Source organism: Pseudomonas sp. NPDC086251 (assembly GCF_044746405.1).
In the GTDB taxonomy this organism is placed as follows: domain Bacteria; phylum Pseudomonadota; class Gammaproteobacteria; order Pseudomonadales; family Pseudomonadaceae; genus Aquipseudomonas.
On the sequence record NZ_JBIVBY010000028.1, the window covers coordinates 35,961 to 62,031 of the forward strand.

Genomic DNA, 26,071 nt, shown 5'->3' on the forward strand with positions numbered 1-26,071 from the left:
AATAGTTAATATTAAAATCAGACAACTTAATAATTAGCTTATAACCATAAAGAATTTCACAGAGACTTTTTATAGATATAACGTCAACTCCAGACCGACCCCTTCTCCAGGCGGAGGCCCCACGAAACGCAACCACCGCCTGGAGTTTCCCATGTCACTCAAACCTCTGCTGTTAAGCCTCTTCTGCACCCTGGGCTTCGCTGCATCCAGCCAGGCCAGCGACCTTCAACCGCTGCTGGTGGCCAATCAAAAGTCGTCGATCAAGGTGCTGCTGGAGGTGTCCGGCGAGCTGAAGAACGTGCCTTACGAGATCCAGTTCTCCGAATTCCCTGCCGCCGCGCCGCTCGGCGAAGCGCTGAATGCCGGCGCTGTGGACATCGGCGCCCTGGGTGATGCGCCCTACGTCTTCGCCCTCGGGGCCGGCGCGCCGATCAAGGTCGTCAGCATCATCCACGCCGAGGGTCGCTACACCACGGCCATCCTCGCACCCAAGGATTCGCCGCTGAACAACGCCAGCGATCTCAAGGGCAAGCGCATCGTCACCACTCGCGGCTCCATCGGCCATTTCCTGGCGATCAAAGCCTTGCGCAGCGCCGGCCTGAGCACCCACGACGTGCAGTTCATCTACCTGCTGCCGAGCGAGTCGCGCATCCTCCTGGACAACGGCAGTGCCGACGCCTGGTCGACCTGGGACCCGTACACCACGATTTCCACCACCCAGAATCAGGCCAAGGTCTTGGCCAGCGGCGAAACCCTGCTGACCAACCATTTGTACCTCGCCGCCACCAGCCAGGCCATCGCCGGCAAACGCCAGCAGCTCGACGATTTCGTCGCCCGGGTCGACCGCGCCTATCGCTGGACCAACGCCCATCCCGAGGAATACGCCGCCGCCCAGGCCCGCGTGACCGGCTTGCCGCTGGCCGTGCATGTCGCCGTGGCCAAAGGCACGCACATGGAACCGGTGGAGATCGACGACACGGTCATCGGCGGCCTGCAAACCACCGCGGACATCTATCAGGAAGAAGGCATTCTCACCCAACACATCGACGTCTCCCAAGGCTTCGACAAGAGCTTTAACGCCAAGCGTGCCCAACAAAACCAGGCATCCCGATAACGATGCGACTGACTCAGGAGTAGAACCATGAGCAAACAACGGCAACTGAAACTCGGTGCGATGGTCCATGGCGTCGGTCATGGCTGGGGCGAATGGCGCCACCCACAGGCCCTGGCCAACGCCAGTGTGAACTTCGACTTTTACAAGCAGCAGACGCAATTGGCCGAGGGCGCGAAGTTCGATTTCGTGTTCATCGCCGACAGCCTGCACATCCACGAAAAATCCAGCCCGCACTACCTCAATCGCTTCGAACCGCTGACCATCCTCTCGGCCCTGGCCGCGACTACGCAGCACATCGGCCTGGTGGCGACCGTCACCGTCAGCTACACCGAACCGTTCCAGGTCGCGCGCCAATTCGCTTCGCTGGATCACATCAGCGGCGGTCGCGCCGGTTGGAACGTGGTCACCTCATGGCTCAGCGGCACCGCCGATAACTTCGGCAAGGCCGAACACCCACCGCACGCCGTGCGTTACCGCATCGCCAAGGAACACGTGAATGTGGTGAAAGGCTTGTGGGACTCCTGGGAAGACGATGCCTTCGCCTACGACAAGCAAAGCGGCGAGTTTTTCACCCCCGGCAAACTGCATGCCCTGGAACACAAGGGTGAGTTTTTCTCGGTGAAAGGCCCGCTCAATATCGCCCGCTCGCGCCAAGGTCAGCCGGTGATTTTCCAGGCCGGCACCTCGGAGGCCGGGCGTAATTTCGCTGCCAAAAACTCCGATGCGATTTTCGTCAGCCCTGAAGGCTTCGACGAGGCCCGCGCCTACTATCAAGACCTGAAAAAACGCGCCAGCGGCTTCGGTCGGGAGGCGCAGAAGCTGTCGATCCTGCCGGGCATCCGTCCCATCGTCGGGCGTGATGAAGCGGAAGTTGAAAGCCGCTACCAGCAAGCCGTAGAGCTGGTGACCATTGAAGACGCGATCGTCGCCCTCGGCCGCCCGTTCAATGACCATGACTTCAGCCAATACCCGCTGGATGCACCGTTCCCAGAGCTCGGCGATCTGGGCTCGAACAGCCAGAAAGGCGGCTCGGACCGCATCAAGCAACTGGCCAGGGACGAAGGCCTGACCTTGCGCGAAGTCGCCCTGCGTTTCTCCCGGCCACGGCGCGATTTTGTCGGTACGCCCGAGCAGGTCGCCGATGCACTTCAGACATGGTTTGAACAAGGGGCTGCGGACGGTTTCATCATCAATTCGTTGTTGCCGGATGGCCTGCAGTATTTCACCGAACTGGTGGTGCCGATCCTGCAACAGCGCGGGCTGTTTCGCGACGAGTACAGCGGCAAAACCCTGCGCGACAACCTCGGCCTCGACGTCCCCATCAACCGTCACACCACCACTCAAGTTGAAGAGAAAAGCGAGGCACTGGCATGAGCGAATCCCTCAACCACCTGTTGGCGAACTTGCATGCCGAGCGTCTGGCGACCTGGGAGCCGGCGGCCCTGCAAGTCAATATCGATCAGCGTCAGCGCCTGGTGAATGAAGCCCGGATCGACGACTTCGTCAGAGCCGGCGACTCGCTTGAGCCGTTCACCTTGTTGAAGGTCGAAGGCGGCAGCCTGAGCCGTGACGAGTTGCTCGCCAACGGTCCGGCGGTGCTGATTTTCTTCCGCTTCGCTGGCTGCCCGGCGTGCAACATCGCCCTGCCCTATTACCAACGCCAGCTTTATCCGCAACTGCATGCGCTGGGCGTGCCGCTGGTGGCGGTCAGCCCGCAAGTGCCGGAAAAGCTGGTGGAGATCAAGACCCGGCACAACCTCGACTTGCAGGTGGCCAGCGACCCGGACAATCACCTCGGCCGACGCCTGGGCATTCTCTACAGCTTCGACGAAGCCTCGCGCAAAGCCGCACTGGCCAAGGGCAAGGGCATCGGCGAAACCACCGGCACCGGCACCTGGGAATTGCCGCAACCGACCGTGGTGGTCATCGCCCAGGACGGCACGGTGGCCTTTGCCGAAGTCAGCCCGGACTGGCTAGTGCGTACCGAGGCCGCGCCGGTGTTGCGCGCGGTCGAACAGCTGCTCGGGCAAACCGCCTTGCACGTTGCCATCTGACAAGAGCCTGACCATGACGAAAAAGATCACACAGGGACAGTTCAATCGTCGCGGCTTCCTGACTGCCAGCTCCATCGCCCTTGGGGCGTTGGGGCTGTCATCGCTCGGCTTGACTCCGCGTGCGTTCGCGCAAAATACCAGGCTCTCGGACCTGACGCTGGGCGTCGCCACCTACCGGGGCCAGGACTCGTATTTCACCGAGGATGCCGGCACCGCCAACACGCCCTACAAAGTCGATTACTCGGAATTCGCCGGCGGCAACCTGATCGTCGAAGCATTGGCCTCGGGCAGCCTCGACGTGGGCGGGATGAGCGAGATCCCACCGATCTTTTCGATCCAGAGCCATCGGCAACCGCGGCTGATCGCGGTGCTGCAAGGCGACGTGAACAACCAGGTGTTCCTGATCCCCAAGGACTCGACACTGGAATCGGTGGCGCAGTTGCGCGGCAAAAGGGTCGGCTACGTGCGCTCCACCACGTCGCACTATTTCCTGATCAAGGCCCTGAAGGAGCAAGGCTTGACCATGAAGGACATCACGCCCGTGGCGCTGACGCCGCAGGATGGTTTCAGCGCTTTCCAGAGTGGTCAGCTCGATGCCTGGGTGATCTACGGGGTGTTTATCCAACTGGCGAAATTCCGCAGTGGCGCCCGGGTCTTGAAAACCGCGCTGGGTTATCTGTCCGGCAATTATTTGATCGCCGCACGCCCCGCCGCACTGGAAGACCCGTTGCGCAAGCAAGCGATTCAGGACTACCTGCAACGCCAGGCACGCACGCTGGAATGGATCAACAACAACCCCGAACCCTGGGCGGCGAAATCGGCGCAACTGCTGGGCGTCGACAAAGCAGTGTTTCTCGACATGTACAACAACCGCAGCCAGGCATCGAGAATCATCGAAGTGAGCGACCAGGCCGTTGCCTCGCAGCAGGAAGTGGCTGATTTGTTCTTCGACGCCGGCGTGTTGAGCGAACGGCTCGATGTCAGTCCGTTGTGGGACAAAAACTTCCCGTTATTGCCGCTATGAGCTGACTTCCATTTTTTGATCGAGTGAATTCACCATGAGCCTTTCTTCTCAACACCCGCCCTTGCTGCGATCGATCGAAGCGGCCAACTTCGAAGCACTGCTGGAAAACATTGGTCAACAACTGGCCGCCAGCGCCCACGTTTATGACGAGAGCGGTGCCTTCCCGCAGGACAACTTCACGCTGTTGCATGAACACGGCCTGGTCGCACTGACTGTGCCCAAAGCCCTTGGCGGTGGCGGCGCGAATCTGGCGCAGGCGCGCAAGGCCATCAGCGCGATCGCCAAAGGTGAGCCGTCGACCGCGTTGATTCTGGTGATGCAATACATCCAGCACGCGCGCCTGCAAGACAGTAGAAACTGGCCCGAAGCGCTGCGCTTGCAGGTGGCTCAAGACGCTGTTCAGAACGGCGCATTGATCAACGCCTTGCGCGTCGAACCCGACCTCGGCACCCCGGCCCGTGGCGGCCTGCCCGCGACCATCGCCAGGCGCACCGCCGCAGGCTGGCGCATCAGCGGCCGGAAAATCTACTCCACCGGCAGTCATGGCCTGACCTGGTTCAGCGTCTGGGCGCGCAGCACCGATGAGGACCCGCTGGTCGGTGCCTGGCTGGTGCACAAGGACACGCCCGGCATCAGCATCATCGAGGATTGGGACCATCTGGGCATGCGCGCCACCTGCAGCCATGAAGTGGTGTTCGACAATGTGCTGGTGCCGCTGGATCACGCCGTCAGCGTCAGCCCGAGGAGCGCTCCGCAACCCGAACTCGATGGCGATGGGTTTCTGTGGATGTCGGTGTTGCTGTCATCGGTCTACGACGGCGTCGCCCAAGCCGCGCGCGACTGGCTGGTGGGCTGGCTGGAAACACGCAAGCCGTCCAACCTCGGCGCGGCGTTGTCGACCCTGCCACGCTTCCAGGAAACCGTCGGCCACATCGACACCCTGCTGTTCGCCAACCGCAGCCTGCTCGATGCCGCCGCTGAAGGTCACACGCCCGCGAGTAACGCGGCGCAACTGAAATACCTGGTGACCGGCAACGCCATCCGCGCTGTCGAGCTGGCCATCGAGGCGTCCGGCAATCCCGGCCTGTCACGCCACAATCCGCTGCAACGGCATTACCGCGACGTGTTGTGCAGTCGCGTTCACACGCCGCAAAACGACGCCGTTCTGCAAGGCGTCGGCAAAGCGGTCTTCGCCCAGCGCCAGTCTGCATTCCAATCTGGGGAACGCCCATGAGCCAATTTGTTATCGCCAGCCAACTGGATGAAGACTTCAACGAAGTGATCCGCCAACGCCTCGCGCTATCGCACCCCGGCGCCCGGGTCATTGGCGTGCCGGCCGGCGTGCCCAGCGACCTGCCGGCGGAAGTCGGCATCCTGCTCGCGCGGCCGATCAATGTGCGCGGTTATCAGGCGCCGGACACACCGCCACCGGGCTGGCCCTACGGCTTGCAATGGATTCAAGTGGTGTCTTCGGGCATCGACTTCTACCCGAAGTGGCTGTTCAACGGTCCGCCCGTGAGCACGTCGCGGGGCAGCGCGGCGGAGAACATTGCCGAGTTCGCCCTGGCGGCAATCTTCGCTGCGGCCAAGCGCCTGCCGGACATCTGGGTGCATGACTCGCAATGGAATTTCACCGCGCTGACACCGCTCAAGGGCAGCACTCTGGGGATTCTCGGCTTCGGTGCCATTGGCCGCAGCCTGGCGACCAAGGCCCATGCGTTGGGCATCAAGGTGGTGGCGTTGCGTCAGAGTCAGACGCCGTTCGAGGTTGAGGGTGTGGAAGCGGCGACGGATATCCATGACCTGTTTGCCCGCGCCGATCACCTGGTGCTGGCCGCGCCCCTGACCGACTCGACCCGGCACATCGTCGACAGCGCAGTGCTAGCCAGCGCCAAACCCGGCCTGCACCTGATCAACATCGCCCGGGGTGGCTTGCTCGATCATGGCGCCCTGCTTGAAGCGCTGGACACCGGCCACATCGGCCTCGCCTCACTGGACGTCACCGAGCCCGAACCGCTGCCGGATGGGCACCCGCTCTATGCCCATCCACGGGTGCGCCTGTCACCGCATACCTCGGCGATCTCCAGCAACAGTCGCCATGAGATTGCCGACAGTTTCCTGGCCAACCTTGAGCGCTTCCTCAATGGCCTGACGCTGGAGAATCCGGCGAACGTCCAGCGCGGGTATTGAACGTCAGTCAAACGCAATCCAATGTGGGAGCGGGCTTGCTCGCGAAGAGGGAGTGTCAGGCGACATCAATGTTGCCTGATACACCGCCTTCGCGAGCAAGCCCGCTCCCACATTGGTTCTGCGCATCCGGCAGAACACAACATCAGCTTTACGCATTTATTTTATTAATTTAATACCTATTTCTTATAATTACCTTATAACTAATCGGACTTTTACAGCCTCTGTTTATACAAATACTGTTACAACCATCACCGACCCCTGACCAGGTGGAGGCCCACGGAACTGCTCGTTTTTCCGGCCGACACCACCCCACGGTCAACCGCCATACCTAAACCTGAAACCGGCTCAAGCCCGCCCCGCCATGGCTTTCGAACCCTGGCCCCGGCAACGCTTTGCCTAAAAAAACATAACGACATCAACGCCGCACTGACACACCTGGGGCTCACCATGCACACCACTTTCCGTTCCAACCGCCTGACGCTGGCGGTATCGCTGGCGATGTTCGGCTTGTCGGCCCACGCCGACGAAAACACCAAGGATGGTGCCCTGCCTGTTGTGACCGTCACCGCTGAACACCACAGCGAAGACCTGCAAAAAACCCCGCTGGCGATTTCAGCGTTCGACGAAAAAGCCCTCGACGACAAACAGATCAAAAGCATTCGCGACCTCTCCGGGCAGGTGCCGAACCTGACCCTCAGTCGCCAGTCGATCTCCTACAGCGCGCAGACCTACGGGATTCGCGGCATCGGTGAGACCGATCCGATCCAGGAGTCGGCCGTCGCGGTCTACGCCGATGACCTGTACATCCCACGGGCCATTTCCTCGATGCTCGACTTCAACGACGTCGAGCGCGTCGAAGTCCTGCGCGGCCCGCAAGGCACGCTGTACGGACGCAACAGCAGCGCCGGCGCGATCCGTGTGATCACTCGCGACCCGACCCAGGAAACCCGTGGTTTCTTCGAGCTCGGTGCCGGCGATTACAACGCCCAGAACGGCCGCCTGCTGATCAGCGGCCCGCTGGTGGACAACGCGTTGTTCGGCAGCTTTTCGGCGATTCGCCTGACCCGTGACGGCACCGTCTCAAACCCGACTCGCGGCTCGGACGTGAACAACGTCGACATCCAGTCCTACCGCGGAAAGCTGCGCTTCAAGCCCGACGATTCGCCGTGGGATGTGCAGTTGACCCTGGCCGGCACATTCGACCGTGGCGACACCACCAGCTACACGCCGTTTGATGCCGACGGCCACTTCGATAAGTTCAAGAGTTACAGCAGCCTCAACCCGAAGAACCGTCTCGATCAGGGCAGCTCGGTGCTGCGCGCGATCTACGCCATCGACGACCACTTGAACTTCAAATCGGTGACCGCCTATTCGGCGTTCCATCAACCGGTGAACTACGACAACTCGGGGCAAGCGGCGCTGATCCAGCAAAACCTGATTCTGTACAAGCAGGACTACGCCACCCAGGAGTTCCAGCTCAACGGCGATTACGACAAGTTCAGCTTCAGCACCGGCCTGTACCTGTACCGTGAAAAATTCGAGGCGGACCGCGACAACCTGACGTTCTCCGTCGCACGCAATCGGGTGATCGGCCAGGGCCAATACAGCACGACCAACACCGAGAGCTACGCGCTGTACGGCCAGGGCAGCTACAAGATCACCCCACAACTGTCGCTGATCGCCGGGCTGCGCTTTACCCGCGAGCACAAGAACTTCGACTACACCAACTACGCCATCACCACCGACCGGCAAATCACCGGAACCAACTTCAGCGCCGATTCGAGCAAGTCCTGGCAGTCCACCAGCCCCAAACTCGGCTTCGAATACGCCTGGACCCCGCACCTCAATCAGTACGCCTACGTGGCCAAAGGGTTCAAGGCCGGTGGCTTCGACAACCGTGCGCCGACCCAGGCCGCTGCTGAACAGGCGTTCTCGCCGGAGGACGTGACCACCTGGGAAACCGGCTTCAAGGGCGACTTCTTCGACCAGCGCCTGCGCGCCAACCTTGCGCTGTTCTACAACGACTACAAGGACCTGCAGACCAACGCCTACGACCCGGCGCTGGGTGTCAGCCTGCGGACTAACGTCGGCCAAGCGCACACCTACGGTGTCGAGCTGGAAACCCTGAGCGCACTGACCAACGACCTGCAACTGACCGCCAACGTTGGCTACCTGCAAAGCCAGTACGACGACTTCGAAAACGCCAGCGGCGCCGGCGTCGATGCCAACGGCAAACAGCTGGTGTTCTCGCCACGCTGGAACGCCAGCGTCGGCCTCAACTACACGATCCCGGCCGGATTGCCCGGCGTCTGGCTGGCCGGCACGGATGCGCAGTTCCAGACCAAGTCCTACGCCAATGCGCTGAACGACGATGTCCAGGAAATCCCCCAGCAGACCTTCTGGAACGCCAACACCCGCTACCTCTCCAGCGACGGTCACTGGACGACCACCCTCGCGGTGAAAAACCTGCTCGATCGCGCCTACCCGCAATCGGTCGGCTTCGTGCCTTCCAGTGGCGCCCGTTTCTACTCGATCAACGATCCGCGCACCGTCCTGTTGTCGGTGCGCTACGACCTCTAACCCGATACAGGCAAGCATGCCAAGGAGCATCACTATGGCTTTCACTCGCAGGGAACTGATTTCCCGTATTGCCGCCGTCGGTGGCTATTCCGCCGCAGTCAGCGCCCTCGGCGCGTTGGGGCTGACACCTCAGGCGGTGGCGTCGAGTTTCAACCCGCTGCAACTGGGCAACAGTGGCAAAGGTAAAAATGTGGTGGTGGTCGGTGCCGGCATTTCCGGGCTGGTCAGTGCCTATGAGCTGCGCAAGGCCGGCTTCACCGTGACCATTCTCGAAGCCCGCGAGCGGGTTGGCGGGCGCAACTGGACGTTGCGTCGCGGGACTAAAATCGATTTCGACGACGGTGTCAGCCAGACCGTCGACTTCGATGACGGGCAGTTTTTCAACGCCGGCCCCGCGCGCATTCCCAGCCATCACCAGACGATCCTCGGTTACTGCCGTGAGTTGGGTGTCGAGTTGCAAGTGCTGGTCAACAGCAGCCGCAATGCATTGGCCTTGCCTGACCCGAAAAAACCGGCGTTCCAGTTGCGCCAGGCGGTCAACGACACCCGCGGACAACTGTCCGAACTGCTGGCGCGCACCGTCAGCCGCAAAGCCCTCGACCAGGATTTGAGCGCCGACGATCGCCAGGCCCTGCTGAATTTCCTCAAGGTCTACGGCGACCTCAACGCCGACTTCAAATACAAGGGTTCGGTGCGCTCGGGTTACGACCGCGTGCCCGGCGCCGGCGATCAAACCGGAGTCACGCGAGCGCCGCTGGAACTGCAAACCCTGCTCAATCCCAAGCTGTGGGGTGCGTTGGTGTTCGATGAGATTCCGGAGTTCTCCTCGACCATGTTCCAGCCGGTCGGTGGCATGGACCGGATTCCCTATGCGTTCTACGAGAAGCTCAAGGACGCGGTGCGCTTCAACGCTGAAGTCAGTGATATCCAGACCTCGGAACAAGGCAGCCGCATCACCTACCGTGATCGCAAGACCGGCACCACGCAAACCCTGAACGCCGATTACGCCATCGTCACCGTGCCCCTGCCGCTGCTGGCGAAGTTGCCGAGCAACTTCAGCGCGCCGTTCAAGCAAGCGATTCTCAGCGCGCAAAGCGATCAGGCCAACAAAGTGGCCTGGCAGTCGCCGCGCTTCTGGGAAACCGACTTCAACATCTACGGCGGGCTCTCTTACCTCGACCATGAAGTCAAAGGGTTGTGGTATCCCAGCGATCGCCTCAACAGTGCCCAGGGCATTTTGGTCGCGGCGTACAACACCAGCGAATCAGCCCAGGCCTTCAGCAAAAAATCCCTCGCCGAACAGTTCGCCTCGTCCCGCCAGGCCGTGGAACTGCTGCACCCCGGCCACAGCACCAAGCTGCAAAAACCGGTGGCGATCAACTGGGCCAAGGTGCCCTTCAGCAAAGGCCCGTGGATCGTCAACGACGAGGTCGGCGAGAGCGCCTATCAAATCCTCAACGAACCGCAGGGCCGTACGTATCTGGCCAGCGATGCCCTCGCTCATGGCGGCGTCGGTATCTGGCAAAACAGCGCCGCCGACTCGGCGCGACGCATCGTTGCACTGATTGGCCGGCATGCCGAACGCCAGCAACCGGGCGTTGCCGCCTGATGGCGATCAATGTGGGAGCGGGCTTGCTCGCGAAAGCGGTGTGTCAGGCGACATCAATGTTGACGGTGCCGCCGCCTTCGCGAGCAAGCCCGCTCCCACAGGTTCATCTCAACTAACTGGCATTAGCGTTACCACCCGACTTTTTTCATAAAGGACTGAACGATGAAAGCCATCACTTTACTGACAGGACTCCTCATGACCGCAACCGCCCTCAGCAGCCACGCCGACGAGATCAAACGCGTCGCCCTGCCCAACTCGAACTTCCCGATTTCACTGGCGGTGTCGGTGCCGGCGCAAACCGACTTGCTGTTTGTCAGCGGCCTGCTCGCCGACCTGCATGACCCGAAAGCTGCGAAGGATTCCTTCGCCGCCTACGGCGATACCGCGACCCAGACCACTTCGATTCTGAACAAGCTCAAAGGTGTACTGGAAAGCCAGGGTCTGGGGTTGGGCGATGTGGTGCAACTTCGAGTGTTCCTGGTGGGTGATCCGGCCAAGGGCGGCAAGCTCGACTTCGCCGGGCTGCAAGAAGGCTATACGCCGTTCTTCGGCAGCAGCGCGCAACCGAACAAACCGGCGCGCACCGCCATTCAAGTCGTGGCCCTGCCACTGCCCGGTGGCCTGGTGGAAATCGAGGCCGTCGCCGCGCGCAAGAAGTGACATGGAAATCACCCGACCTTCAGGAGCTTCACGTTTATGTTCAATCACCAAGAGCGCCGCTTAGCGCCGACGTACCGCCCACTATTACTGCCCTTGTCGATTGCCTGCGGTCTCGCCTCCTTCAGCATCGAGGCCGCTGAAACCACCTCACCGACCCTCAACACGGTAGTCGTCACCGGCAACCGTGGCACCGAGCAACGCACCGTCACCACCAGCCCGACACCGATCGACGTGGTCACCGGCGAACAGCTGCGCTCGGTGGGCAAACCGAGCCTGCTGGAGGCGCTGAGTAAATTCATCCCGTCCTTCAACCTGCCCGACCGCGCCGGCTGGGATGCCAGCGGCGTGGTGCGTTCGGCCACGTTGCGCGGACTGACCGCCTCCCACGTGTTGGTGCTGGTCAACGGCAAACGCCGACACACCAGCGCCACGCTGAACATCAACGGGATCAACAGCGGTGCCGCGCCCAGCGACCTCGACCTGATCCCGGTGGCGTCCATCGATCACATCGAGGTGCTGCGTGACGGCGCCGCCGCGCAGTACGGTTCGGACGCGATTTCCGGGGTGATCAACATCATCCTCAAACAGACCACCGGCGGCAGCTCCGACACCACCCTCGGCCAGGGTTACGACGGCAAACGCGGGACCGGGCAAGAGGCGATCAACTATGGTTTTGAAGTCGGCGACGCCGGCGTGCTCAACCTCTCGCTCGACACCCGCTATCAGGAACGGGACAACAAGGCCGGCAGCAACGGCTACAGCTCGCATTACTATCCACTGGCCGACGGTTCACCCGATCCGCGTGAGGCCACCGCCAGCCATCACACCTACAAAGGCTATGGCTTGCCGCGCAGTCAGTTGGCGGATGCCGCTTACAACCTCGACCTGCCGCTGAACGATGCCGTCACGCTGTACTCGTTCTCAACCGTGGCCACGCGGGAGAACAACGACGGCCAGAACTTCCGCCTGCCCAGTGGCCGCAATACCATCACCACCGGGCCCAATGGTTTTCCTGATGGTTACAGCCCGTACTGGCTGGTCAATGAAACCGACTTCCAGTCCGCGTTCGGCGCCAAGGGCGACAACATCGGCATCGGCGATTGGGCCTGGGACCTGAGCAGCACCTACGGGCGCAACTACGCCAAGCAACGCACCTACGACAATCAGAACCCGTCACTGGGGGAAAGCACCCCGAACAAGTTCACCTCCGGGATCTACATCGCCGACCAGTTGACCAGCAACCTGGACCTGAAAAACAGCTACGAGATCGGTCTGGCCAAGCCGCTGGATGTGGCCTTCGGTTTCGAGCATCGGCGTGAAAGCTACGAGACCCGCGCCGGCTCGGAAGCCTCGTACATCGATGGCGGCTACGTGTTTCCGGCCGGCCATCCGCGTGCCGGGCAACGGCCTGATCCGGGGGCGCAGGTCACCAACGGCATTACCCCTGACGACGCGCAGAAAGTCAGTCGCAACAGCGTCGCCAGCTACATCGACCTGGGTTTCTATCCCGTCGAACAGTGGTACCTCGGCGTCGCTGCGCGTTACGAGCATTACAACGAAGGCGTCGGAGCGACTCGCAGCGGCAAGCTCAGCACCCGCTACGAATTCAACCCGGTGTTCTCGGTGCGCGGCACCATCAGCAATGGCTTTCGCGCACCGTCGCTGGCCAACGAGATCTTCACCGCGCGCTCGACCGGGTTCGACACCATCAATGGCGTCTACCAGTCCTACAACTACGTGATCCTGCCGGTGGACTCGGCCGGCGCCCAGGCACTCGGTGCCAGCGCGTTGAAACCGGAACGCTCGACCAACTTCAGCCTCGGTTTCGCCCTGACACCCAGTGACGACCTGAGCCTGACCGTCGACGGCTACGTGATCAACCTGCGCGACCGCCTGGTGCTCAGCGAACGCTTCCAGGGGCCGGGCGTCGCGGCGCTGCTCGACAGCATCGGCGTGCCCGCCACGGCCGGGGCGCAGTACTTCACCAACGGCGCCAACACCCGCACCTCAGGGGTCGATGTGGTCGGCAATTACCGGCAGAACCTGAACCAGTTCGGCTCGGTGCGCTGGACCGCGGCGCTGAACTACAACCACACGCAAATCCTCAGCGTCAACGAAACCCCCTCGCAACTCACGGCCGTGGGCAGCAACTTCCAGTTGCTCGGGCGCCAGTCACGAGCACTGATCACCAAGACCTCGCCCAGCAGCAAGATGATCTTCTCCGCCGACTGGGCGATCCACGACTTCGACGTGAACCTGCGGCTGACCCGTTATGGCACGTACACCGAGGTCAACAGTTCAAGCGATCCGAGCCTGGACCGCGAATATTCGGCCAAGTGGATTACCGATCTGGACGTGGCGTATGCGCTTACCAAACAACTGACCGTCGCCGTCGGTGCGCAGAACCTGTTCGACAAATACCCCGACCATATTGGTGTACCCAACTCGTCGTTTGGCGACAACTGGGGCAGCTATTCACCGTTCGGTTTTACGGGTGGGTATTACTACAGTCGGGTGCAATACGCGTTCTGAGTGCTGCGCCAGGTTGGCCGGTTCACGCAAATTCTGTGGGAGCGAGCTTGCTCGCGATAGCGATCATTCAGTCGACATCTCTATCGACCGACACGACCTTATCGCGGGCAAGCCCGCTCCCACAGGTCTTCGCCATGGCATGCATCCGGTACAGTCAAACCATCGCCGGTGGCTCGAACGCCGTAACGGCTGGCAACGCCTGATCCCACTTCTCGATCTCCACCGACGCGGTTTGCGCCGAGCAGCCTTGGGACAGACTCGACGAGCCGATATCGGCGGTGACCATGTTCGGGTTACCGTGTTTTTCCAGGCTGTGTCGCTCGCCATGCACCAGCGGATCGAACCAGGCCCCGGTGGCGATTTGCACCACGCCGGGGCGGATTCCGTCCGAGACAATCACCCCGGCCAGGAAGGCGCCGCGCTCATTGAATACCTTGACCACGTCGCCCTCGACAATGCCCCGAGCCCGCGCGTCGTCGGGGTTGAGGGTCAACGGTTCACGCTGCTGGATCTTCGAGGCACGGCTGTAGGCGCCGTGGTCGTACTGACTGTGCAGGCGGGTTTTCGGTTGGTTGGAAATCAGCTGCAGCGGGAATGCTGCCGGCGGTTTGTCCAGCCACACCGGGTGCCCGGGGCAGTCGGTGTAGCCAAAACTGGCGATGCGCTCGGAAAAGATTTCGATGCGTCCCGAAGGGGTTGGCAGCGGGTTCGCAACCGGGTCTTCGCGGAAGGATTTGAGCAAGACGGTATCGGTCTCGGGGTAGGCAATTTCGAACAAACCATCGCGCCAGAACGTGTCGTAGTCCGGCAGTTCAATCCCGTGTTCCTGCGCCCTGCGCCGAGACTCGTCATAGGTAAAGCGCAACCAGGCCTCGGCATCGCGGCCTTCGGTGAAGGCTTCGGCGAAACCGAGGCGCTCGGCGATGTCCGCGAGGATGGAATAGTCATCCCGAGACTCACCCACTGGCTCGATCGCTTGCTGCATCGCGATCATGAAACGGTCCGACGCCGAGCTGCCGATGTCGTTGCGCTCCAGGGCCGTGGTTGCCGGCAGGACGATGTCCGCGTACTTCGCCTGGGCGGTCCAGAATTGCTCGTGAACGATAATGGTCTGCGGACGTTTCCAGGCTTCCAGTAAACGGTTGAGGTCCTGATGGTGGTGAAAGATGTTGCCCCCCGCCCAATACACCAGGCGGATGTCCGGGTAATGCAGTTGCTTGCCGTTGTAGTCAAACGGCGCGCCGGGGTTGAGCAGCATGTCGGTCACCCGCGCCACCGGAATGAAATCCTTGACCGGATTGACCCCTTGGGAAAAGCGCGGCCCGGAAAACGCTTTGCGACCGCTGCCGGTGTTGTTCATGCAGCCGTAACCCAAACCGAAACCACCGCCCGGCAGGCCGATCTGGCCGAGCAGCGCGGCCAGGGTCACGGTCATCCAGAACGGCTGTTCGCCGTGCACCGAACGCTGCAGGGAATAGGCGATGTTGATCAAGGTCCGCTGACTGGCCATGCGTCGCGCCAGGTCGGTGATTTGCTGTGCCGGAATATCGGTCAGTGCCTGGGCCCACTCCGGGTCTTTGGGCTGGCCATCGACCTGACCGAGCAGGTACTCGCGAAACCGCTCATAGCCGACCGTGTAGCGCTGAACGAAGCCCTCGTTGTGCATACCTTCGCTGACCAGCACGAAGGCCAACGCCATCATCAGCGCGGTGTCACTGCCGGGGCGAACCGGCAACCATTGAATGTTTTTCGGCCCGGTCAGGTCCTCGCGCAAGGGGCTGACGTTGACGAACTGCACGCCGGCCTCGGACATGTCTTGCAGTGCGCGGGACAACAGATGCTCACTGGCGCCACCGGGGCTGGTCTGGGCGTTTTTCGCTGGCAGGCCGCCGAAGGCCACGAACAATTGGCAATGCTGGGCGAGGTTTTTCCATGAGGTATGCGCCGCCAGCAGCCAATCCATGTTGCCGACGATGTGCGGCATCAGCACCCTTCCGGCGCCAAGGCTGTAGCTGTCCATGCTGAACACATAGCCGCCGAACAGATTGAGGAAGCGGTGCAACTGACTCTGCGCATGGTGGAAACGCCCGGCACTGCCCCAGCCGTAGCTGCCGCCGAAAATCGCCTGATTGCCCTGCTCGGTCTTGACCCGTTTCAGCTCCCGGGCGACCAGGTCCAGGGCGATGTCCCACGACACTTCGACGAAAGGTTCCTGACCGCGCAGCTCGGGGTGAGCGCCGGGTTCGGCGAGAAAACTGCGGCGCACCGCCGGCCGCAGAATCCGCGTCGGCGAGGTAATGGCCTCAGGGATCGAGGCACCGATGGGCGACGGATCCGGGTCCCATTCCACGGGGACCATGGCCTGCAGTTTTCCATCGACAACCTGCGGACGGTACGCGCCCCAATGCAACGAAGTGAAACTCATGGCGCGATACCCCTTATGGAATGAGATCAGTAACACACCGCTGATCTAATGTGGGAGCGGGCTTGCTCGCGAAGGCGGTGTGTCAGTCTATGCATGTGTCAACTGATACACCGCCTTCGCGAGCAAGCCCGCTCCCACATTAGATCTTTGTTGTATCGCAGTGAGTGCGTGGGCATTCAACCGATGATTACCAGCTTTCTCCCAACCCGAGCAAGCCCATTATCTGGCGGCGCAGGTCCACCAGATAGGGATCGTCGCGATGGCGCGGATAAGGCCGTTCGATGGTCAGCTGTGCCTTGATCGCTGCCGGTCGGTCGCTGAACACGATCACCCGATTGGCCAGCAGCAAGGCTTCTTCGACATCGTGAGTCACCAGCAACGCCGTATAGCCCTGGCGCTGCCACAGGTCGATCAGCTCTTTCTGCATGGTGATGCGGGTCAACGAATCCAGCTTGCCCAACGGCTCGTCGAGAATCAGCAAGCGCGGTTCGTTGACCAGTGCTCGGGCCAACGCAACGCGCTGGGCCATGCCACCTGAAAGCTGTCGTGGGTAAGCGCGGGCAAACTGACTGAGGCCGACTTTTTCCAGTGCGACATCGACCTTGGCGGAATGGGTTTTCAACAGCCCTTGGGCTTCAAGACCCAAGGCGACGTTGTCCCACACGCGCCGCCACGGGTACAGCGTCGGGTCCTGGAACACCACGACCCGGCTCGGGTCCGGACCGGTAATCGGCACGCCATCGGCCAGCAACGTGCCGGCGTCGGCCGGCTCCAGCCCGGCCACCAGCCGCAGCAGCGTGGACTTGCCGCACCCCGAAGGCCCGAGCAACGCGACGAATTCACCGGGCGCCACATCGAGAGAAACCCGCTCCAGCACCGGCAAGTGCTGGCCGTCCAGGGCAAAGCCGTGACTCAGGCTCTCAATGCGCAGCGCCAACCCTGCTGACGCCGCAGCCGTTGTCGTGGGTGCCAGCGCTACCATTTCATCGCTCCTTTTTGCCAGGCCAACAGTCGGTCACGGACCAGGAACAGCGCGGAAATCAGCCCCGAGCAGGCCAGCGCCATGATCAACAACGCCGCGTACATGTTGGCGTAGGCCGCCCAACCCTGGGCCCATTGCAAGTACCAGCCGATGCCGGATTTGACGCCCATCATTTCCGCAACCACCAAGGTCGAGAACGAAGCGCCCAAGCCCATGAACAAACCGACGAACACATGGGGCAACGCCGCCGGGATCGCCACTTTGAAAATCAGAAAACCCGGCTTCGCGCCCAGAGTCCGCGCGACGTCGTAATAGGCTTTATCGACACTGGCCACGCCGGACCAGGTCAGCACCGTCACCGGAAACCAGGTCGCCAGGGCGATCAGAAAAACGCTGGCACTCCAACTGGAGGGAAACAGAAAAAAGCACAGCGGCAACAACGCCGTCGACGGCACCGGCCCGAGAATGCGCAACACCGGATGCAGCCAGTAGCCAATGCTGCTCGACCAACCGATGGCCACCCCGGCAACAAACCCGGTCGCCGCGCCCAGTGCCACGCCGCTGCCCAGCAACAGTGCCGAATGCAGCAAGCTGTCGGCCAGGCGCGGCCAGTCTTCGACGTACACCGCGAGCAACGCTTGCGGCGGTGCGAAGAACGGCACCGGCAGCAGTCCCAGTTTGGCGGTCAGCAGCTCCCAGATGCCCAGCAGAATCGGCAATGCAATCAACCAGGCGCCCGCTGCGCGAATGCGCGTGGCGACCTTCGTCGACCAGCGACCGACGATGCCCAACAAACCAATCAGTGCCGCCACTGCCAGGCAAAGATTGACCAGGCCCAGGGTCATCGGCCAAACACGCGTGGCGTTGGGCCAATAGGCGATCAACAGCGCCACCACGACCCAGACCGTTACCGCGAGCGCGCCCTGGCGCCACACCTTGAAAGCCCACGGCGTCGCCGGTGTGGCCAGTGTCGAAACCTCAGCTGAAGACATCGGCGGTGATCTCCTGGGCGAACTCGCCGGCGTGGGTGCTTGGGCGAATGACTTCCACGGTTTGCAGGTCGGTGACGTAGGTGGTGATTTCCTTGGTCAGCAGTGCGCCCACCGCATGATGACCGTGGGTATGGTCGTGCAGGATCGCCTCGACTTCTTCGACGGAGGTATTCAACGCGTAAGCCTGGAAGCCCTTGGCCACGGCCTGGGGATTTTTCACCGAGTAATCGTGGGCTTCGAGAATCGCCTGGGTCAGTGCTGCCGCGACGCGTTTTTCCTCGCGTACCAATTTGCCGGTGACGCCGACGACGCAGCAGCTGAGATTGGCGTATTCCTCGACCAGGTTGGTCGACAATTCCTGAGCCTTGCCGGTCTTGATCAGGCGGTACATGAACGGGTCGCTGCCGCTGACCGCCTGGACTTCGCCGCGTTCCAGCGCGGTGCCCAGCAGGTCGGCCGGGTACAGCCGCCACTCGACATCACGTACCGGATCGATGCCGTGTTTTTTCAGCAGGATCGAGAAGAAGTTGCGGTCCGGGCTGGCCATGTCGGTGACACCGATGGTCTTGCCCTTGAGGTCTTCGAGTTTATGCACGTTGCCGTTGACCGCACTGAGCAAACGCAGGCAACCGCCATGCGTACCGGCCGTGAGCTTGACGTCGAAGCCCTGTTCCAGCGCCTTGAGCCAGCGCAACGCCATGCCCACGCCCGCATCGGCCTTGCCGGTGGCGATGGCTTCGAGCAGCACTTCGGTGGAGTTGCCAAAGTTGACCAGCTCGACATCGAGGTTGTGCTTCTTGAAGAAACCCTGGCCATGGGCAATGACCACCGGCGCCAGGCACACCGCGTTGAGATTGACCGCCAGCTTCAGCGCGCGCGGCGTGTCGAGCCGAATGAATTCGCCCGTGCCGGTGGGCTCGGCGCCGGTATCGACAGCGTGCCCAGCGTGTTCATCCGTCGCCCAACTGGAGCGCGGCAACGACATCAGCAGTGGGCTCGCCAAGGCAACGCTGGCCAGCCCCAGCAAGCGACGACGGGTCAATCGATTGAAAACAGCCATTCAAATATCCCTTTGGTTAGTGGAGGTGCTCAGTCCTTCAGCTCGGCCAGCCCCAGATGCTCACGCAAGGTCGAACCTTCGTAGGCGCGACGGAACAACCCTTTGCGTTGCAGGTGGGGAATCACGCTTTCGACGAATTCGCTGAACGAGCCCGGCAGGTAGCCCGGCGAAATCACGAAACCGTCGCAGCCTTCGCCCAGGAAAAGCTCGGCGAGTTGATCGGCGATTTGTGCGCCGGTGCCCACCAGTTGCGGCACGCGCACGCTGCTGGCGAAAATCCGTCCCAGTTGCTCCAACGTGGTCTCGGCGCCTTGCATCAGCAGTTTTTCGGCGGCAGCGGGATGGATCAGCGGCGATTGAGCGATCTCGGCCAGCGTCGCCGAGAGCGGAAACGGCGAGAGGTCGACATTCAACTGAGAGGCCAGCGTCACCAGCCCCAATTCGGGACGCGCCAGTGCGTTGTGCCGATCACGCTTGGCCCGCGCTTCGGCTTCGGTGCCGCCAATGAACGGCATGACCGCCGTCAGCACTTTGCAGCTATCGGCCGCGCGCCCTTGTTGCACGACCTGCGCACGCACGTCGTCGCGAAAGGCGCGCATGGCACTCAAGTGCGGGTGAATGGTGAAGATCGCCTCGGCCCAACGCGCGCCGAAACGCCGACCACGACCGGACGAACCCGCCTGGATCAGCACCGGTCGACCTTGCGGTGTGCGCGGAATGTTCAGCGGCCCTTCGACCTTGAACCACTCGCCGTGGTGCTGCACCGAATGGATTTTCGACGGGTCGGCCAGCACCCCGCGCTCGCGGTCGAGCTTGAGCGCATCCGCTCCCCAGCTGCGCCACAGCTTCAACGCCACGTCGACGAATTCGTCGGCGCGGTCGTAACGCAGGTCGTGCTCCAGGTGTTTGTCCTTGCCGAACAGACGCCCTTCGCTGTCGTTCATCGAGGTGACGATATTCCAGGCCGCACGGCCCCGGGACAGGTGATCGAGGGTGGCGAATTCACGGGCGATATGCGCGGGTTCGTAGTAGGTCGTGGAACGGGTTGCGCCCAGGCCCAGCTTGCGGGTCTGGCCGATCAGGTAAGACAGGATCGGCAACGGGTCCAGGCGCGTGGCGTCCTGGGCGCCATACCGCAACGCCAGCTCCCGGGAGCCGCCCATCTGGTCACCGACCGCGAGGCGATCGGCGAAAAACAGAAAGTCGAACAAGCCTTCTTCCACGACTTTGGCGACGCGGGCGTAGTACTCGGGCTCAAGATAGTTGCCGACGGTGTCCGGATGGCGCCACACCGCGTGACTGTGGACGACCGGCCCGGTCAGCAGGAACGCGGACAGGTGGATTTGACGACTCATGGCAACGCTCCTTACTTCGCTTTCGGCGTCCAGACAGCAATGTCGGAGACCTTCAACGGTTTAGGCGTCAGCTTCGCCGCGTAATAGGTGTCGGCGATTCGTTGCTGCTCGGCCAGTTCATCGACCTTAACCGGAACGATGTCGTAGCTGCGGCGCGTGTTCGCCAGTTCAACCGTGGCCGGCGGAATGTTGCCCCACAGCGGCCCGAGAATCTGTGCCGCTTCTTGCGGGTGCGCTTTGACCCACTGCCCGGTCTCGCGCAGGGTGTCAAAGGTGACTTGCAGCACGTCCGGGTGCGCGTTGGCGAACTTCGAAGTGGCCAGGTAGAAGCGGTTGTAATTCGCGATACCGTCCTTGCCATCGGCCAGCACACGGACGTGATGATCCCGTTGTTGGGTGGCCAGGAACGGGTCCCAGATGGCCCAGGCATCGACACTGCCGTTGGCAAAAGCAGCGCCGCCATCCGGCGCTTCCAGGTAACGCGGCGTGATGTCGGCCAGGGTCAGCCCGGCTTTTTTCAACGCTGAAATCAACAGGAAGTTGCTGCCCGAGCCTTTGGAGACCGCGACCGTCTTGCCTTTCAGATCGGCGACGCTGTGGATCGGTGAATTGTCCTGAACAATGATCGCCTGGGCGCCGGACGATGGATTTTCCCGCGCGTAATAGGTCAGCGGCGCATCGGCCGCCTGGGTGAACAAGGCAAACGCATCGGCGACGTCGGCATGCAGATCGACACTGCCCGCGTTCAGGGAACTGAGCAGACCGGTGCTGAATTCATGCCAGCTGACGGTGAAGCCCAGGGGTTTCAAACGCTCTTCCAGTTGGCCGTTCTGCTTGAGCAGAATCCATAAGGTCGAAGAACGCTGGTAGCTGATATCGATGGTTTGCTGCGCATGAGCCCCGGCGGTGGCGAACAACAGACTGGCGGCGACGATGAGTTTTTTCAACTTCATGAAAGGCCTTGGTAGGGGTGGGTTGAGAGAGGCTGAGCAGGAAACCGAGTCAGCGGTGTTGCGTCCGGCGAGGCTCCAAGGCCAAGCCATTAAGCTGTTTTGATTATATTAGTGACGAATAATTATGAAAGAATCATATAATTATAAGGTTATGCCAGACGGCTTCGATCGAAGCCGTCGGTTCGTCCGGTCAGAGCTTGGCAATCGAAACCTCAGTGGATTTGACGAAGGCAATGACCTCGCTGCCGATCTTCAATTCAAGATCGCGCACTGAGCGGGTGGTGATCACGGAAGTGACGATCCCGGAAGCGGTTTGCACGTCGATTTCGGAAACCACTTCGCCTTCGACGATTTCCTTGATGACGCCTTTGAACTGGTTCCGGACGTTGATCGCTTTGATGGTCATGATGAGGCTTCCTTTCTAATGGCTGAGTTCGCACCGTGGTGCAGGCCTTCAAAGTGCACCTCCTGAGCCAACAAAAAAAGGAATAAATAATGATTTGTTTATTCCTTAATAGAATAACAAAAACCCTTATGCTAATTCCTAAATATTATTTATAGATTATTTTTTAGAACCTTATGCTTCATGGCAGATAGCCCCTTCTCCTCTGCCAACTGTCGAGCGTGCCATGTCAAAACCCACCAAAAACGCTGCAGCGAATGTCCATCGTCCGGTCATGGCCGGTTGGGTTGTTGCGCTGGCCTTGGCCTTCGCATTGCCGGTTCAGGCCAACGAAACACTGCGAATCGGTTACCAGAAGTCATCGACCCTCATCACCGTGCTGAAAACCCAAGGCACGCTGGATAAAGCGCTCGCGCAGCAGCACATCGATGTGAGCTGGCATGAATTCCCCAGTGGCCTGCCGCTGCTGGAGGCGCTGAATGTCGGCAACGTCGATATCAGCGCTGACGTGGCCGATACCGTGCCGATTTTCGCCCAGGCCGCGCAGGCCAAACTGACGTACTTCGCCCAGGAAGCGCCCTCGCCTTCTGCACAGGCAATCGTCGTGCGCCAGGATTCTCCCTTGCATCAATTGTCGGATTTGAAAGGCAAGAAAGTCGCGGTGACCAAGGCCGCCGGCGCCCACTATTTGCTCATCGCTGCGCTGCAAAAAGCCGGCCTGGAGTTCTCGGACATCCAGCCCGCGTACCTGTCGCCCGCCGATGGCCGCGCCGCTTTCGAGAACAACAAGGTCGACGCCTGGGTCACCTGGGAACCCTTCCTCACCAGCGCACAACGTCAACTGCCAACGCGCACCCTGGCTGACGGCGCAGGCCTGGCCAGTTACAAACGCTATTACCTGACCAGCACGAGCTACGCCAAGGCGCATCCGGAAGTGCTCAAGGTTGTTTACGATCAACTGCACAAGACCGGTGAGTGGGTTAAACACAATCCCCGCGAGGCGGCTCAAGTGCTCAGTCCGTTGTGGGGCAATCTGGATGTGGCAACGGTCGAGTCAGCCAACACTCATCGCAGTTACCAGGTACAGCCGGTGAAAGGCGATCAGTTGGGTGAGCAACAGAAAATCGCCGATGCGTTTTTTGCTGCGGGGTTGTTGCCTAAGGCCGTGGATGCCAAAGACGTCGATATCTGGAAGCCATGAGGTCATTTCCGACCTGTGACGCACTCTTTCAGACAGATGCATTCACCTTTTCCGGATTGCTGCCGATGCCTCTACCTTAGGGCATAGGAGCAATACAGATGAGAAACAACCAACCGGTTACGCAGCGCGAGGTTGCCCTTGGACCTCAACAAAAACTCATCTCGACAACGGATGCACGGGGCGTCATTACGTACTGTAACGACGCCTTCGTAGAAATAAGCGGTTTCAACAAGGGCGACCTGATCGGCGCCCCGCAAAACATCGTTCGGCACCCCGACGTGCCCTCCGCCATCTTTGCCCACATGTGGGGCGCCCTCAAGCAGGGCAAGCCGTGGATGGGCATCGTCAAGAACCGTTCAAAAAATGGCGACCATTACTGGGTCAACGCCTATGTCACTCCGGTTTTCGAAGGCAGCCAGGTGGTCGGTTATGAATCGGTCAGGGTCAAACCGACGGCCGAACAGATCCGCCGTGCCGAAGCGCTGTACACCCGTATAAGCCTCGGAAAGTCAGCGGTTCCCGGCAGCGATAAATGGCAGCCTGCGCTTCTCGACTGGCTGCCGTTCCTGGCGATGGGCGTCGTGGGCACGTTAGGTGGCGTTTTTCTCAGTACGCCTGTGGCGTTCGCCGTGACGGTCGGGGTATCGCTGCCGATCGGACTGATTGCCGGGCGCTGGCAAAAACGCGGGACGCTGCACCTGCTGGATTCGGCTGAACCGTCGACCTCCGACTCACTGATCGCACAAATGTACAGCGACGAACGCGGCCCTCAAGCTCGCCTTGAAACGGCCTTTGTGAGCCAGGCATCGCGTCTCAAGACTTGCCTCACGCGGCTACAGGACACGGCTGAGCAACTCACGGGCCTCGCCGGGCAATCTGACGTTCTCGCCAGCAAGAGTTCGCAGGGGCTGGATCGCCAGCGAATCGAGACCGAGCAAGTGTCGGCCGCGGTCAATCAGATGGCGGCAACGACACAAGAGGTCGCCAGCCACGTGCAACGCACCGCCGACGCGACCCAGGAAGCCAATGTGCTGACCGGACGTGGACGCGATGTCGCTCGCGATACCCGGGAAGCCATCCAGCGCCTCTCGGCAGTAGTTGGAGAAACCGGGCTGACGGTTGCGCAACTGGCCAAAGACAGCAATGAAATCGGCACGGTGGTCGACGTCATCAAAGGCATTGCCGACCAGACCAACTTACTGGCGCTGAACGCCGCCATCGAAGCCGCCCGCGCCGGCGACATGGGTCGAGGTTTCGCGGTGGTGGCGGACGAAGTGCGTCAGTTGGCACAGCGCACTACTCAGTCCACCACTCAGATCCATAGCCTGATATCCAAGCTGCAGATCTCGTCCAATAACGCCGTGAAGACCATGGAAAGTGGGCATCGACAGGCCGAAGAGGGCGTGGCCTGGGTGCTTGAGGCAGACAAGGCGTTGGTGGGCATCAGTGAAGCCGTAGCGAACATCACTGACATGACCACCCAGATTGCTGCCGCGACTGAAGAGCAGACGGCCGTGGCCGAAGAGATCAGCCGTAACATCACCACCATCGCGACCCTGGCCGATCAGACGTCCGAACAAGCCAGGCATTCGGCCGAGTTGAGCAGGGAGCTGACGCAGACAGCCAAGACCCAGTACTCACTGGTCGAACGCTTTAACCGATAACGGATCACGCTTCGCACGCGATCCGTGTAGCAGCTGCCGAAGGCTGCGTCCGGCTGCGCAGCAGTCGTAAGATCAGACAATGCGGTGAATTAGACCCACCGCGTGCTCAGGGTTTACGACTGCTGCGCAGCCGGACGCAGCCTTCGGCAGCTGCTACAGGGATCGGTTTTTGTGGACGATCAGTATCAGCGCTTGAGTTTGCGCTTGTTGCGGTACTGGTCGATGACCACTGCCACCACAATGATCAGGCCCTTGATGATGTCCTGGATGTAGGCATCGACCCCGACGAAGGTGAACCCGCTGGCCATGACCCCGAGAATCAGGGCGCCGATCACTGTGCCGGTGATGCGCCCTACTCCGCCCGCCAGGCTGGTGCCGCCGATCACCGCGGCGGCAATCGCATCCAGCTCATACGACATGCCCATCCCTGCCTGCCCGGTCGCGGCGCGGGCCGAAGCCACCACCCCGGCCAATCCGGCCAGCAACCCGGCGATGCTGTAGACGATCACCAAATGGCGTTTGACGTTGATCCCCGACGTGCGCGCCGCCTGCATGTTGCCGCCGATGGCGTAGGTGTATTTGCCGTACTTGGTGTAGCGCAGCGCGATGTGGAAAATCACCGCCACCACCAGGAAGATGATCACCGGCATCGCACCGTGACCGATGGCCGTGTACGAATCGGAGAGCATGCTCACCGGTTGACCTTCGGTGTAGTAACGCGCAAGGCCACGGGCCGACACCATCATGCCGAGGGTGGCAATGAACGGTGGGATCCCGGTGATCGCGATGATGCTACCGTTGATTGCACCCGCCAACAGCCCAACCCCCAGCCCGACGATCACCGGTATCCACACCGGCAAGTCCGTCAGCGAGGGAAACACCGCACGGGTAAAGTCCGAGGTCTGGGCCAGGCTCGCGGCGATCATCGCCGACAATGCCAGCACCGAACCGGACGACAGGTCGATGCCGGTGGTGATGATCACCTGGGTCACGCCGATGGCCAGCAGGCCGATGATCGAAACCTGCAGGATCATCAGCACCAGACGCTGGGAGTTCATCAGGAAGCTCTGGTCACGCACGATCCAGCCGAACACTTCGAAGACCAGGCCGATGCCGATCAGCACCAGGAAAATACTCAATTCCGTGGGGAAGCGCCGGCGCGACTTGGCCGGGGTTACCGCGGGTTTGTTTTCCAGTATCGCGTTGTTCATAGCCACTCATCCTTCTATAGCGTTGCCGGCGACCCGTACGCGGGTCGCCAGCAGAAACCGTT

At 61.3% G+C, this 26,071-nt stretch carries 20 protein-coding genes; 12 read left to right on the top strand and 8 right to left on the bottom strand.

Features of this window, described 5'->3' with window-relative positions:
• Positions 1–151: 151 nt before the first annotated feature.
• The 10 genes from ACIPL2_RS26645 (at position 152) to ACIPL2_RS26690 (ending at position 13,763) form a co-directional block, all read left to right on the top strand.
• The gene (locus ACIPL2_RS26645) at positions 152–1,114 is read left to right on the top strand and encodes an ABC transporter substrate-binding protein (RefSeq protein ID WP_401361403.1); all 963 of its coding nucleotides are present in this window, start codon (positions 152–154) and stop codon (positions 1,112–1,114) included.
• A 27-nt stretch (positions 1,115–1,141) separates the two neighbouring features.
• Positions 1,142–2,488 carry an LLM class flavin-dependent oxidoreductase gene (locus tag ACIPL2_RS26650; RefSeq protein ID WP_401361405.1) on the top strand — a complete coding sequence of 449 codons (1,347 nt, stop codon included), beginning with the start codon at positions 1,142–1,144 and terminating at the stop codon, positions 2,486–2,488.
• Entirely contained in the window at positions 2,485–3,168 is a 684-nt protein-coding gene (locus ACIPL2_RS26655; RefSeq protein ID WP_401361407.1) for a peroxiredoxin-like family protein, read from the top strand. The genes ACIPL2_RS26650 and ACIPL2_RS26655 overlap by 4 nt, the downstream gene beginning before the upstream one ends.
• A 13-nt stretch (positions 3,169–3,181) precedes the next feature.
• Positions 3,182–4,192 carry an ABC transporter substrate-binding protein gene (locus ACIPL2_RS26660; protein ID WP_401361409.1) on the top strand — a complete coding sequence of 337 codons (1,011 nt, stop codon included), beginning with the start codon at positions 3,182–3,184 and terminating at the stop codon, positions 4,190–4,192.
• 34 nt (positions 4,193–4,226) lie between these two features.
• The gene (locus tag ACIPL2_RS26665) at positions 4,227–5,426 is read left to right on the top strand and encodes an acyl-CoA dehydrogenase family protein (protein WP_401361411.1); all 1,200 of its coding nucleotides are present in this window, start codon (positions 4,227–4,229) and stop codon (positions 5,424–5,426) included.
• The gene (locus ACIPL2_RS26670; RefSeq protein ID WP_401361413.1) at positions 5,423–6,382 is read left to right on the top strand and encodes a D-isomer specific 2-hydroxyacid dehydrogenase family protein; all 960 of its coding nucleotides are present in this window, start codon (positions 5,423–5,425) and stop codon (positions 6,380–6,382) included. The genes ACIPL2_RS26665 and ACIPL2_RS26670 overlap by 4 nt, the downstream gene beginning before the upstream one ends.
• A gap of 447 nt (positions 6,383–6,829) precedes the next feature.
• Positions 6,830–8,962: a TonB-dependent receptor gene (locus tag ACIPL2_RS26675; RefSeq protein WP_401361415.1), complete on the top strand. Its 2,133-nt coding sequence runs from the start codon at positions 6,830–6,832 to the stop codon at positions 8,960–8,962.
• Positions 8,963–8,996: 34 nt separating this feature from the next.
• Positions 8,997–10,571 (top strand): flavin monoamine oxidase family protein, encoded by a 1,575-nt coding sequence (locus ACIPL2_RS26680; RefSeq protein WP_401361417.1) that lies wholly within the window; start codon positions 8,997–8,999, stop codon positions 10,569–10,571.
• Between the two features lie 162 nt (positions 10,572–10,733).
• On the top strand, positions 10,734–11,231 hold the full coding sequence (locus ACIPL2_RS26685; RefSeq protein ID WP_401361419.1) for a RidA family protein: 498 nt from the start codon (positions 10,734–10,736) through the stop codon (positions 11,229–11,231).
• Positions 11,232–11,267: 36 nt separating this feature from the next.
• On the top strand, positions 11,268–13,763 hold the full coding sequence (locus tag ACIPL2_RS26690) for a TonB-dependent receptor plug domain-containing protein (protein ID WP_401361421.1): 2,496 nt from the start codon (positions 11,268–11,270) through the stop codon (positions 13,761–13,763).
• 154 nt (positions 13,764–13,917) lie between these two features.
• On the opposite strand, the gene ACIPL2_RS26695 is transcribed toward ACIPL2_RS26690, so the two are convergent.
• The 7 genes from ACIPL2_RS26695 to ACIPL2_RS26725 all read right to left on the bottom strand — a co-directional run bounded on the left by ACIPL2_RS26695 (position 13,918) and on the right by ACIPL2_RS26725 (position 21,936).
• On the bottom strand, positions 13,918–16,188 hold the full coding sequence (locus tag ACIPL2_RS26695; RefSeq protein ID WP_401361423.1) for a molybdopterin guanine dinucleotide-containing S/N-oxide reductase: 2,271 nt from the start codon (positions 16,186–16,188) through the stop codon (positions 13,918–13,920).
• 187 nt (positions 16,189–16,375) lie between these two features.
• A complete protein-coding gene (locus ACIPL2_RS26700) occupies positions 16,376–17,170 on the bottom strand; it encodes an ABC transporter ATP-binding protein (RefSeq protein WP_401361425.1) in 795 nt (264 codons plus the stop codon).
• Positions 17,164–18,162, bottom strand: a complete 999-nt coding sequence (locus ACIPL2_RS26705; RefSeq protein ID WP_401361427.1) for an ABC transporter permease — start codon at positions 18,160–18,162, stop codon at positions 17,164–17,166. Before ACIPL2_RS26705 ends, ACIPL2_RS26700 begins: the two co-directional genes overlap by 7 nt.
• Positions 18,149–19,222 carry an ABC transporter substrate-binding protein gene (locus ACIPL2_RS26710; RefSeq protein WP_401361429.1) on the bottom strand — a complete coding sequence of 358 codons (1,074 nt, stop codon included), beginning with the start codon at positions 19,220–19,222 and terminating at the stop codon, positions 18,149–18,151. The genes ACIPL2_RS26705 and ACIPL2_RS26710 overlap by 14 nt, the downstream gene beginning before the upstream one ends.
• Positions 19,223–19,251: 29 nt before the next feature.
• Positions 19,252–20,577 (bottom strand): LLM class flavin-dependent oxidoreductase, encoded by a 1,326-nt coding sequence (locus ACIPL2_RS26715; protein ID WP_401361431.1) that lies wholly within the window; start codon positions 20,575–20,577, stop codon positions 19,252–19,254.
• A gap of 11 nt (positions 20,578–20,588) precedes the next feature.
• A complete protein-coding gene (locus tag ACIPL2_RS26720; RefSeq protein WP_401361433.1) occupies positions 20,589–21,530 on the bottom strand; it encodes an aliphatic sulfonate ABC transporter substrate-binding protein in 942 nt (313 codons plus the stop codon).
• A 190-nt stretch (positions 21,531–21,720) separates the two neighbouring features.
• Entirely contained in the window at positions 21,721–21,936 is a 216-nt protein-coding gene (locus ACIPL2_RS26725; RefSeq protein WP_059404251.1) for a molybdopterin-binding protein, read from the bottom strand.
• A gap of 223 nt (positions 21,937–22,159) precedes the next feature.
• On the opposite strand from ACIPL2_RS26725, the gene ACIPL2_RS26730 reads away from it, so the two are divergent.
• Together ACIPL2_RS26730 and ACIPL2_RS26735 are read left to right on the top strand one after the other, a co-directional pair.
• The gene (locus tag ACIPL2_RS26730; RefSeq protein WP_401361435.1) at positions 22,160–23,134 is read left to right on the top strand and encodes an aliphatic sulfonate ABC transporter substrate-binding protein; all 975 of its coding nucleotides are present in this window, start codon (positions 22,160–22,162) and stop codon (positions 23,132–23,134) included.
• Positions 23,135–23,232: 98 nt separating this feature from the next.
• Positions 23,233–24,798: a methyl-accepting chemotaxis protein gene (locus ACIPL2_RS26735; RefSeq protein ID WP_401361437.1), complete on the top strand. Its 1,566-nt coding sequence runs from the start codon at positions 23,233–23,235 to the stop codon at positions 24,796–24,798.
• A gap of 185 nt (positions 24,799–24,983) precedes the next feature.
• Here the strand turns inward: ACIPL2_RS26735 and ACIPL2_RS26740 are convergent, their stop codons facing one another.
• Positions 24,984–26,009 (bottom strand): ABC transporter permease, encoded by a 1,026-nt coding sequence (locus ACIPL2_RS26740; protein WP_059404254.1) that lies wholly within the window; start codon positions 26,007–26,009, stop codon positions 24,984–24,986.
• Positions 26,010–26,071 lie beyond the last annotated feature (62 nt).

Bases quoted from the DNA above. Each gene is read 5' to 3' on its own strand.
- ACIPL2_RS26645 (WP_401361403.1), top strand. From the start codon at position 152: ATGTCACTCAAACCTCTGCTGTTAAGCCTCTTCTGCACCCTGGGCTTC.
- ACIPL2_RS26650 (WP_401361405.1), top strand. From the start codon at position 1,142: ATGAGCAAACAACGGCAACTGAAACTCGGTGCGATGGTCCATGGCGTC.
- ACIPL2_RS26655 (WP_401361407.1), top strand. From the start codon at position 2,485: ATGAGCGAATCCCTCAACCACCTGTTGGCGAACTTGCATGCCGAGCGT.
- ACIPL2_RS26660 (WP_401361409.1), top strand. From the start codon at position 3,182: ATGACGAAAAAGATCACACAGGGACAGTTCAATCGTCGCGGCTTCCTG.
- ACIPL2_RS26665 (WP_401361411.1), top strand. From the start codon at position 4,227: ATGAGCCTTTCTTCTCAACACCCGCCCTTGCTGCGATCGATCGAAGCG.
- ACIPL2_RS26670 (WP_401361413.1), top strand. From the start codon at position 5,423: ATGAGCCAATTTGTTATCGCCAGCCAACTGGATGAAGACTTCAACGAA.
- ACIPL2_RS26675 (WP_401361415.1), top strand. From the start codon at position 6,830: ATGCACACCACTTTCCGTTCCAACCGCCTGACGCTGGCGGTATCGCTG.
- ACIPL2_RS26680 (WP_401361417.1), top strand. From the start codon at position 8,997: ATGGCTTTCACTCGCAGGGAACTGATTTCCCGTATTGCCGCCGTCGGT.
- ACIPL2_RS26685 (WP_401361419.1), top strand. From the start codon at position 10,734: ATGAAAGCCATCACTTTACTGACAGGACTCCTCATGACCGCAACCGCC.
- ACIPL2_RS26690 (WP_401361421.1), top strand. From the start codon at position 11,268: ATGTTCAATCACCAAGAGCGCCGCTTAGCGCCGACGTACCGCCCACTA.
- ACIPL2_RS26695 (WP_401361423.1), bottom strand. From the start codon at position 16,188: ATGAGTTTCACTTCGTTGCATTGGGGCGCGTACCGTCCGCAGGTTGTC.
- ACIPL2_RS26700 (WP_401361425.1), bottom strand. From the start codon at position 17,170: ATGGTAGCGCTGGCACCCACGACAACGGCTGCGGCGTCAGCAGGGTTG.
- ACIPL2_RS26705 (WP_401361427.1), bottom strand. From the start codon at position 18,162: ATGTCTTCAGCTGAGGTTTCGACACTGGCCACACCGGCGACGCCGTGG.
- ACIPL2_RS26710 (WP_401361429.1), bottom strand. From the start codon at position 19,222: ATGGCTGTTTTCAATCGATTGACCCGTCGTCGCTTGCTGGGGCTGGCC.
- ACIPL2_RS26715 (WP_401361431.1), bottom strand. From the start codon at position 20,577: ATGAGTCGTCAAATCCACCTGTCCGCGTTCCTGCTGACCGGGCCGGTC.
- ACIPL2_RS26720 (WP_401361433.1), bottom strand. From the start codon at position 21,530: ATGAAGTTGAAAAAACTCATCGTCGCCGCCAGTCTGTTGTTCGCCACC.
- ACIPL2_RS26725 (WP_059404251.1), bottom strand. From the start codon at position 21,936: ATGACCATCAAAGCGATCAACGTCCGGAACCAGTTCAAAGGCGTCATC.
- ACIPL2_RS26730 (WP_401361435.1), top strand. From the start codon at position 22,160: ATGTCAAAACCCACCAAAAACGCTGCAGCGAATGTCCATCGTCCGGTC.
- ACIPL2_RS26735 (WP_401361437.1), top strand. From the start codon at position 23,233: ATGAGAAACAACCAACCGGTTACGCAGCGCGAGGTTGCCCTTGGACCT.
- ACIPL2_RS26740 (WP_059404254.1), bottom strand. From the start codon at position 26,009: ATGAACAACGCGATACTGGAAAACAAACCCGCGGTAACCCCGGCCAAG.